We start from the raw sequence: 4254 nt of genomic DNA on the forward strand, positions 1-4254 counted from the left end.
GCGGTGGGCCGCTTCGGCGTCTCCCGACCCTTGGCCGGGGTGTAGCCCCGGGACCGCTCGGCGGCCTCCTCGGGGGTCACCGAGGAGACGGCCTCGTCGACGAGGTCGGTGGACTTGCGGCGAAAGAGCGACGGCACGCGGCAAGGGTAGCCAACGGTTCGCGCCCGGTGCACATCGCGGTGCACCGGGCCGACGGCTCCAGGTCGCAGCGCGGCGTCAGACCGGCCTTCATTCGGTCCGGAGCGCCGCCAGGCGGCGCGGAGGCCGAATCATGGCCGCCAGCCGAACTGGAGTTGTCGCAGCGAACAAAAGGTGATCGAGGTTACGGACGCTCGGCGTGCGCGCCCAGGTCGGCGAGCTTCGCCTCGAAGTCCTCGTAGCCCCGGTTGATCAGGTCGACGCCGTACACCCGGGAGGTGCCCTCGGCGGCGAGCGCCGCGATCAGGTGGCTGAAGCCGGCCCGCAGGTCCGGGATGACCAGGTCCGCGGCGTGCAGCTTGCTCGGCCCGGCGATCACGGCCGAGTGCTTGAAGTTGCGCCGGCCGAAGCGGCACGGGGTGCCGCCGAGGCAGTCCCGGTAGACCTGGATGTTGGCGCCCATCGAGTTCAGCGCCTCGGTGTAGCCCAGCCGCTGCTCGTAGACCGTCTCGTGGACGATCGACAGCCCGCGGGCCTGGGTGAGCGCCACGACCAGCGGCTGCTGCCAGTCGGTCATGAAGCCGGGGTGCACGTCGGTCTCCAGCGCCACGGCGTTCAGCTCGCCGCCCGGGTGCCAGAACCGGATGCCGCCCTCCTGGCCCGGGTCGCCCAGCTTCGGCGGACGGGCGTCGGTGACCTCGTACTCGCCGCCGACCGACCGGAAGATGTTCAGGAAGGTCATCATGTCGGCCTGCTGCGCGCCGAGCACCTCGACGTGACCGCGGGTGGCCAGCGCGGCGGCCGCCCAGCTCGCCGCCTCGATCCGGTCCGGGATCGGCCGGTGGGTGTAGCCGTGCAGCTTCGGCACACCCTGGATCTCGATCACCCGGTCGGTGTGCACCTTGATGATCGCGCCCATCTTCTGCAGGATGCAGATGAGGTCGATGATCTCCGGCTCCACCGCGGCGTTGCGCAGCTCGGTGACGCCCTCGGCCATCACCGCGGTCAGCAGCACCTGCTCGGTAGCGCCGACGCTCGGGTACGGCAGGGCGAACTTCGTCCCGTGCAGCCCGTTGGGCGCGGACAGGTGCAGACCCTCGGGCCGCTTGTCGACCGTCGCGCCGAACTCACGCAGCGCCTGAAGGTGGAAGTCGATCGGGCGCGGGCCGATGTGGCAGCCACCCAGATCCGGGATGAACGCGTGCCCGAGCCGGTGCAGCAGCGGGCCGCAGAACAGGATCGGGATCCGGCTGGAGCCGGCGTGCACGTTGATCTGGTCGGTGCTGGCGCTCTCCACGTTCGCCGGGTCGAAGACGAGCTCGCCGTCCTCGGCGCCGTCGGTCACCTTGACGCCGTGCAGACCGAGCAGACCCCGGACCACCTCGACGTCGCGGATCTTCGGCACGTCGAACAGCCGGCTGGGGCTGTCGCCGAGCAGTGCGGCGACCATCGCCTTCGAAACCAGGTTCTTCGCGCCGCGCACGCGGATCCGCCCTTCAAGCGGAGTGCCTCCGTGTACGACCAGGACGTCGTCGGTCAACGCAACCTCCAGCGCGTCGGTGCTGCCGTGTTGTTGGTGGGGAGCCTGAACCTCTTCGCTACCCCGGGTGCGGCCATATCGAAACGGCCCGCTTGCGTCGTCGCTCCGGCAGCATAGCCCTCGGTGACGAAAAAGGACTCGGTCACATCGGCGTGTGTGGCATTAATCGGTGATCCGGCACTTTTGCGTACCAAGGGCGCTACGGATCGTGATCAGGCCACGACCGGCGGCGGGGTGGCCGCGCCGGGCAGAGCGAGCATCTGGTCCAGGGCCACCCGGGCGTGGTGCGCGGTGTCGGCGTCCACCGTGATCTGGTTGGGAACCCGGCCCGCGACCAGCTCCTCCAGCGTCCAGACGAGGTGCGGCAGGTCGATCCGGTTCATCGTCGAGCAGTAGCAGACCGCCTTGTCGAGGAACATGATCTGCTTGTCCGGGTGTGCCAGCGCGAGCCGGCGCACCAGGTTCAGCTCGGTGCCGAGTGCCCACGCCGAGCCGGCCGGGGCCGCCTCGACGGTCTTGATGATGTACTCGGTCGAGCCGACGTAGTCGGCGGCCGTGACCACCTCGTGCCGGCACTCCGGGTGGACCAGCACGTTGACCCCGGGCACCCGCTCGCGGACGTCGTTGACGCTCTCCAGGGTGAACCGGCCGTGCACCGAGCAGTGCCCCCGCCACAGGATCATCTTGGCGGCTCGCAGCTGCCCGGCGGTGAGCCCGCCGCCCGGCTTGTGCGGGTCGTAGAGCACGCAGTCGTCCAGGGACAGGCCCATCTCCAGCACCGCCGTGTTGCGGCCCAGGTGCTGGTCGGGCAGGAAGAGCACCTTCGACCCCTGCTCGAACGCCCAGTCCAGGGCGCGCTTGGCGTTGGAGGACGTGCAGACCACGCCGTCGTTGCGGCCGACGAACCCCTTGATGTCGGCCGAGGAGTTCATGTACGTCACCGGCACGGTCTCGCCGGCGATGCCCAGCTCGGTCAGCGTGTCCCAGGCGGCCTCGACCTGGCCCAGCACCGCCATGTCGGCCATCGAGCACCCCGCCGCCAGGTCGGGCAGGATCACCCGCTGCGCGTCGGTGGTGAGGATGTCGGCGCTCTCGGCCATGAAGTGCACGCCGCAGAAGACGATGTACTCCGCGTCCGGGCGGGCCGCTGCCTCCCGGGCCAGCTTGAACGAGTCGCCGGTCACGTCCGCGAACTGGATCACCTCGTCGCGCTGGTAGTGGTGCCCCAGCACGAAGACCCTGCTGCCCAGCTTCGCCTTCGCCGCCGCAGCGCGGGCCACCAGATCCGGATCGCTGGGCGCCGGCAGGTCGCCCGGACACTCGACGCCGCGCTCGGTGTCGGGGTCGCTGCCCCGGCCGAGCAGCAGCAGAGCCGTCGCCGTGTTGGAGGGTTCCACCCAGGTCGAAGTCACGTGACCCATGGTCCCACAGCGCGAACGCGGCGCAGCTTCCGTCGGTGTGGGCTGCCACACTGCTGGGCATGCGTGTGCTGCTCTGTCCGGACAAGTTCGCCGGCACCCTGCCCGCACCCGAGGTGGCCGCCGCGGTGGCCGACGGCTGGCGCAGCGTCGCCGACGGTGACGACCTGCTGATCCGGCCCCTCGCCGACGGCGGGCCGGGCTTCGTGGAGGTGCTCGCCGACGCGCTCGACGGCCGGCGGGTGTCGGTGCGGACGGTCGATCCGCTGGGCCGGCCGGCGGCTGGTGAGATCCTCCTCACCGCCGACGGTGCCACCGCCTACCTGGAGAGCGCCCAGGCGTGCGGGCTGCACCTGCTCGCCACCGCCGAGCGTGACCCGAAGGCCACCACCTCGTACGGGCTGGGTCTGCTCGTGGCCGCGGCGGTGGAGAGCGGGGCGCGGACGGTGGTGATCGGGCTGGGCGGCTCCGCCACCAACGACGCGGGCGCCGGAATGCTGGCGGCGCTGGGCGTGACCCCGCTCGACGCGGCGGGCGCCGCGCTGCCCTACGGCGGGGCGGCCCTGGCCGCGGTCGCCGCGCTGGAGGGCGCGCCCCGGCTGCGCGGCGTCCGGCTGGTCGCCGCCACCGACGTGGACAACCCGCTGCTCGGCCTGCACGGCGCGAGCAACGTGTTCGGCCCGCAGAAGGGCGCCGACTGGGCCGACGTGCTGCTGCTGGACGCCGCGCTGGAGCGCTTCGCGGGAGTGCTGGAGCAGGCGCTGCCCGGCTGCCCGGCGGGGCTCGGCACGCTGCCCGGCGGCGGCGCCGCGGGCGGCATCGGCGCGGCCATCCTCGCCCTGGGCGGCGGCTGCGAGTCGGGGATCGGCCTGGTCACGCGGGCCACCGGGCTGGACACCGCACTCGACACCGCCGACCTGGTGATCACGGGGGAGGGGTCCTTCGACCACCAGTCGCTGCGCGGCAAGGTCGTCGCCGGGGTGGCCGGGGCCGCCCGGGACCGCGGCGTCCCCTGTGTGGTGGTGGCGGGTCAGGTGAGCACCGGCCGGCGGGAGGCCGCCTCGGCGGGGGTGACCGACGCGTACAGCCTGGTCGAGCACTTCGGCGGGGAGGAGGGCGGTGGGCTCGCCGCCGCGCTGAGCCGGCCCGCGGAGGGGC

Annotated in this window: 3 protein-coding genes and 1 pseudogene; 1 reads left to right on the forward strand and 3 read right to left on the reverse strand. The window is 72.3% G+C overall.

What is annotated here, in order from left to right; all coding sequences use genetic code 11:
* The 3 genes and pseudogenes from DKT68_RS22015 to nadA form a co-directional block, all read right to left on the reverse strand.
* Positions 1-137, reverse strand: a pseudogene (locus DKT68_RS22015) (DUF3043 domain-containing protein); the annotation flags it as partial.
* Positions 138-322: 185 nt separating this feature from the next.
* Positions 323-1678 (reverse strand): UDP-N-acetylglucosamine 1-carboxyvinyltransferase, encoded by a 1356-nt coding sequence (gene murA / locus DKT68_RS22020; RefSeq protein WP_109819297.1) that lies wholly within the window; start codon positions 1676-1678, stop codon positions 323-325.
* A 212-nt stretch (positions 1679-1890) separates the two neighbouring features.
* On the reverse strand, positions 1891-3090 hold the full coding sequence (nadA, locus tag DKT68_RS22025; protein WP_109819299.1) for a quinolinate synthase NadA: 1200 nt from the start codon (positions 3088-3090) through the stop codon (positions 1891-1893).
* Positions 3091-3158: 68 nt separating this feature from the next.
* On the opposite strand from nadA, the gene DKT68_RS22030 reads away from it, so the two are divergent.
* A partial coding sequence (locus tag DKT68_RS22030; protein WP_109819298.1) for a glycerate kinase family protein occupies positions 3159-4254 on the forward strand: 1096 nt, incomplete at its 3' end.

Origin of the sequence: Micromonospora acroterricola, assembly GCF_003172955.1 — a bacterium.
In the GTDB taxonomy this organism is placed as follows: Bacteria; Actinomycetota; Actinomycetes; order Mycobacteriales; family Micromonosporaceae; genus Micromonospora; species Micromonospora acroterricola.